This window comes from Vibrio sp. V08_P9A1T1 (assembly GCF_963874405.1).
Taxonomy (GTDB): domain Bacteria; phylum Pseudomonadota; class Gammaproteobacteria; order Enterobacterales; family Vibrionaceae; genus Vibrio; species Vibrio anguillarum.
In genome coordinates this window covers 1-4,758 of record NZ_CAWNIB010000137.1, presented here as the reverse complement: position 1 = coordinate 4,758, position 4,758 = coordinate 1, and the positions used below count along the sequence as shown (strand labels likewise).

5 protein-coding genes are annotated in these 4,758 nt (G+C 45.1%); 2 read left to right on the top strand and 3 right to left on the bottom strand.

Annotated elements, in window-relative coordinates; translation table 11 throughout:
• The first annotated feature begins 76 nt into the window (after positions 1-76).
• On the top strand, positions 77-1,327 hold the full coding sequence (locus AACT21_RS06725) for an SGNH/GDSL hydrolase family protein (RefSeq protein WP_094164463.1): 1,251 nt from the start codon (positions 77-79) through the stop codon (positions 1,325-1,327).
• A 37-nt stretch (positions 1,328-1,364) separates the two neighbouring features.
• Here AACT21_RS06725 and AACT21_RS06720 read toward each other — a convergent pair whose 3' ends face one another.
• A complete protein-coding gene (locus tag AACT21_RS06720; RefSeq protein ID WP_026027548.1) occupies positions 1,365-1,820 on the bottom strand; it encodes an Lrp/AsnC family transcriptional regulator in 456 nt (151 codons plus the stop codon).
• A 149-nt stretch (positions 1,821-1,969) separates the two neighbouring features.
• Here AACT21_RS06720 and AACT21_RS06715 point away from each other — a divergent pair, with 149 nt between their 5' ends.
• The gene (locus AACT21_RS06715) at positions 1,970-2,923 is read left to right on the top strand and encodes a DMT family transporter (RefSeq protein ID WP_176430239.1); all 954 of its coding nucleotides are present in this window, start codon (positions 1,970-1,972) and stop codon (positions 2,921-2,923) included.
• On the opposite strand, the gene yegD is transcribed toward AACT21_RS06715, so the two are convergent.
• Both yegD and AACT21_RS06705 read right to left on the bottom strand, forming a co-directional pair.
• Positions 2,914-4,266: a molecular chaperone gene (gene yegD, locus AACT21_RS06710; protein ID WP_094164461.1), complete on the bottom strand. Its 1,353-nt coding sequence runs from the start codon at positions 4,264-4,266 to the stop codon at positions 2,914-2,916. The genes AACT21_RS06715 and yegD overlap by 10 nt on opposite strands.
• Positions 4,267-4,373: 107 nt before the next feature.
• On the bottom strand, positions 4,374-4,631 hold the full coding sequence (locus tag AACT21_RS06705; protein ID WP_017045096.1) for a hypothetical protein: 258 nt from the start codon (positions 4,629-4,631) through the stop codon (positions 4,374-4,376).
• Positions 4,632-4,758: the final 127 nt, after the last annotated feature.

The window sequence follows — 4,758 nt, the reverse complement described above, 5'->3', positions numbered from 1 at the left end:
GGTCTGACCAGTTGTTTAATTTCACTTTCGCACTTATTCTTGAGTGAATATGCGCCTAAACCAATAAGAAAAAAATATGAAACTAATAACATTATTGATGACTGCAATATTGCCACTCTCCATGGCGATTGCAGAAAATACGGATACCTCCTCAGAACCAGTTACCGCTTATGGCGTAATGAATACGCAAAATAAGCAAACCTACACTTATGTACGCTGTTGGTATCGGCCCGCTGGCAATCATGATGACCCAGCAACGGATTGGGAATGGGCATTGGATGAACAAGGAAATGACTACACCATTAGTGGTTACTGGTGGTCGTCTGTGCGCTTTAAAAATATGTTTTATACCGACACCTCACAATATGAAATAAAACAGCGTTGTGAAGAGACGCTCGGCGTCAGTCACGATTCTGCAGATATTACTTATTTCGCGGCAGACAATAGGTTCTCATACAATCATTCGATTTGGACTAACGATAAACAAAATGCCAAACCCGTCATTAATAAAATGGTGACCATAGGTGACAGCCTTTCGGATACAGGAAATATATTCAATGCGTCACAATGGAAATTTCCCAATCCTAACTCTTGGTTTTTAGGACACTTTTCCAATGGTTTGGTGTGGACAGAGTATTTAGCAAAAATGCACGATTTACCTGTATATAACTGGGCGATTGGCGGTGCCGCAGGGCGTAATCAATATATCGCGCTGACGGGTGTGAACGATCAAGTCCGCTCTTATCTAAATTACATGACAATGGCCAAAAACTACCAGCCAGAAAATACGCTCTTTACCCTTGAATTTGGCTTAAATGACTTTATGAATTACAACCGTGAAGTATATGAAGTCAAAGCAGATTTTAGCAGCGCGATGATTCGTCTTGTGGATTCAGGGGCCAAAAATATTATTCTACTCACCCTGCCCGATGCAACCAAAGCCCCGCAGTTCAAATATTCAACAGCAGAAGAGATAGCGAAAGTCAGCGCTAAGATCACCACCTTCAATGCGTTTATTCAGCAACAAGCGCTGTATTATCAGATGCAAGGGGTAAATATCATCCTGTTTGATGCTCATAGCTTGTTTGAAAACCTCACAGCCAATCCACAGCAATACGGCTTTGAAAATGCGACCGATGCATGCCTCAACATCAATCGCAATTCAGCTTTAGATTACTTATACCGTCATAGCTTAACCAATGATTGCGCTTACCATAGCTCTGACAAATACGTATTTTGGGGCGTCACGCACCCTACCACGGCCATCCATCAATTGATTGCCAACGAAATCAGTAAAAACTCTCTCGCGTCATTTCAATTTGAATAAGCACGCCTGACCTGAAGACAGCACGCAAGTGCTGTCTCTAAACCCAAATAGGCATCGCGGTAGCGGCTTTCACTTGACGCATGGCGAGGTGGGTATGCATATCTTTTACATTGTTGAGCCGCTGTAACTGACGCGTAAATGCTTCGTACCCTGATAAATTGGCACTAACGACTTCCAACAAGTAATCATACGCACCTGAAACCACATGGCAGCTGATCACCTCTTCCATCTCTTTGATTGCCTCTTCAAAACTATCAATGGAAGCGGCTTGATGGTTATTCAGGCTAACTTCAACAAAAACCGTCATCCCAACCCCGACAGCTTGCCGGCTTAAGCGAGCTTGATAGCCATCAATGATCCCGCTCTCCTCTAATCGTTTCAAGCGTCTTGCGCAGGGAGAAGGTGATAATCCAACCTTTTCCGCAAGCTCTGCGGTGCTTAAGCGTCCCTCTGTTTGTAATAAGGTCAACATGCGGCGGTCTATTCTATCCATTACTCGATCCTTGATTAAATCCACTAACATTTTGCTAATTTATAGCGGATAAGTGCTAAACCATCTAGCAATAAGGGGGAACTTGCCGGATAAAAGTAAGCCGAACCATAGATAATGGTGAGAAACCATCCATTGATGTGAATAAGATTATGATTTATGGCTACCTCGCGATAGGCACCACGCTGTTATTATGGTCCGGCTTTTTCCTCTCTTTAAAGGCAGGAGCCAGCGGCCTATTAACCCCTGCGGATATTGCATTAACGCGCTTTTTACTGCCCGCTTTGTTGCTCTCTCCATTGGTTTGGAGAACTCGACATCAATTGCAAAATATACCTATACGTTACTTAATTGGTCTATTTATTGGCTGTGGATTGCCCTATTTACTAGTGACAAGCCATGCGATGCAATACGTTCCGGTTTCTGATGGTAGCGCGCTTGTTCCGGGCGTGCTGCCGCTGTTTGTCTCGGGTATCGCGGTGTTGCTGTTTAAACAGCCGTTAAGTCGCCATCGAGTCGCTGGGCTGACTTTAGTGGTGGCAGGGGTTGGTATTTTCCTCTATTCAAGTGCCACTGATTTTGAGTCAAACCGTTTGACCGGACATTTGATGTTTTTAACCGGCAGCCTGATGTGGGCAATGTTTACGATTTGTGCGCGGGTAGCGAATTTGCATGCGCTCGTCAGCGCGGGATGGGTTGCTTTACTTTCTACTATTTTATTGGCCGTTCTAATCGCTTTAGGCATCGTCGATAGCTACTTAGCCACACACTCTTTTGCACTCTGGCCGTGGAAAGAACTGGCGGGACACACACTGCTACAAGGTGTCGGGGCGGGACTCATTGCAGCATTTACCTATTTATATGCAGTTTCAACACTCGGCGCAGAACGCTCCGCGGCCTTTGGCTCTGCAACACCAGTCGTGGCAACCTTGTTGGCGATTCCCGTTTTTGGTGAGATGCCAACGCCTTTGACTTGGATCGGATTAGGGTTGATAAGCTTAGGTAGCTTGGTTGCCAGTAATGTTTTAATGAAACACGATCATTCGCAATATTACCGGCCCCCAACGCATCAAAAACGAAGCGCTAAGCGCTCATATCAGCGATAGCAAATCTCGGCCCAACGAGCCAAACCAGCAGTCACTGAACCAAAGTAGTTACCGCTGACAACGGGTACGTGGGGAAGTTGCTGCTCTACCGCTTGGCGTAATATTGGAGAACGAGCAGATCCGCCCGTCATAAAGATAACATCCGGCTTTACGCCACCTTGTTCAACCGCTTCTTTGACCAATTCCACCATTTTCGCTTTAGGGGATTCAATGGCGTCGATCATTTGCTCACGCTCAATTTGCACTTCGATCTGCTCAGAAAGAAGATCGAGCACCACCTGACATTGCGTAAGATCAGATAGAGCAATTTTTGCCTCTTCTGCACGGCGTACAATTTGATAGCCGAGTGTTTCAAAATAGACTTTCAGCAAACGCGCCAACTTTTCTGGTTGCTGCGCCTCTTTGTGTAGCAATTTCAATGCTGCCAAGTTTTGCTGAGCATAGAAGTCACGTTGCGCTTCCACGTTGTTAATTGCAATCGGGTTCCAAAACTGCGTGATCGGCATATCAATGCCAGAAATGGCTTTACTTCCTAATCCAAAAGAAGACATCAACTGTTTGAAAGCAATATAGATATCAAGATCATTGCCTCCGACCCGTTGGCCACTATGCGCAAGCAAACTCGCGGTGCGGTCGTCACGACCTCGCCAACTCGGCCCCATTTTTAGCAATGAACAGTCGGTGGTTCCACCACCGATATCAACCACCAGTACGGTTTGATCTTGCACCAGAGTCGCTTCATATTCTAAACCCGCCGCAACGGGTTCAAACTGAAAACTGATGTGCTGAAAACCGGCGCGTTTCGCCGCACGTTGTAAAATAGATTCCGCTTGTCGATTGGCCTCTTTACCACCTCGTCCATGAAAGTTAATAGGACGACCAATCACAGTATCTTGGATGCTACGCTGAAGGTGCTGCTCTGCATTGTGCTTAATATTGACCATCATGGCGCACACCAAGTCTTCGAAAAAACTGACCTGCACATCACGTAAACCTGCCGCGCCTAGAAATGATTTAGGGGATTTAACGTAATAAATATCGCGCGGATCCTGCAGATAGAGATCGAGCGCCGCTTGGCCAAAGGCAATGTCTTGCGCGGCAAGTTCAATACTCTCTTCTCTATTCACATTGATCGCGCGGCGAAGTACTTGCTCACCAATTTTATCGCTTGGCGTAATATTATGATGACGGAACAGATGCTCAGAAATGGACTCTCGCGTCGGGGCGCATATTGTCGAAGGAATGTAGTGGCTTTTACCTTCTATGGGTAACAATGTTGGCTGCCCATCTTGCATCATCGCGACAGAACAGTTCGCCGTTCCATAGTCAAAACCAATAAACATCGCTACCTCCTAGCATCAGAAAAAGGCCGGCGATCCTACCTTATGATTTTCACAAATACTATCCCCAAACTACTTGGAATGTCTGGCGAGAAAAGACATGGATTGGTTTACACAAGCCAAGAGACGAAAAAAGACAGCAGCAGGCAGCCCACATAAGCCATTTTAATCACCTTGATATGTCGATAGTGGATAAGACAAGGTGACAAGATAAACAACGGGATCAGGACAAAAATGGGGTTCATACTGAATAGCCAGCTTAACAATACAACAGAAAGTGCATAGTAGAAGAGCCACGAATTTGGAACCGACAACTTTTTGCCAAGTCCCACTATAAATAATAATGCAGCAAGTAAAGGTAACATCATTAATTACACCTTTATGATATTAATTCTCATTTACATCAAATATTAGTCACTGTTCAGCACAAAAGCAATAGAAAAACTAGGTACATTATCAGACACCAAGAGCCATACTCAACACAGGCATTGGAAC

Coding starts and splice junctions, on each gene's coding strand:
- AACT21_RS06705 (WP_017045096.1), bottom strand. CDS start 4,631: ATGATGTTACCTTTACTTGCTGCATTATTATTTATAGTGGGACTTGGC.
- AACT21_RS06715 (WP_176430239.1), top strand. CDS start 1,970: ATGATTTATGGCTACCTCGCGATAGGCACCACGCTGTTATTATGGTCC.
- AACT21_RS06725 (WP_094164463.1), top strand. CDS start 77: ATGAAACTAATAACATTATTGATGACTGCAATATTGCCACTCTCCATG.
- AACT21_RS06720 (WP_026027548.1), bottom strand. CDS start 1,820: ATGGATAGAATAGACCGCCGCATGTTGACCTTATTACAAACAGAGGGA.
- yegD (WP_094164461.1), bottom strand. CDS start 4,266: ATGTTTATTGGTTTTGACTATGGAACGGCGAACTGTTCTGTCGCGATG.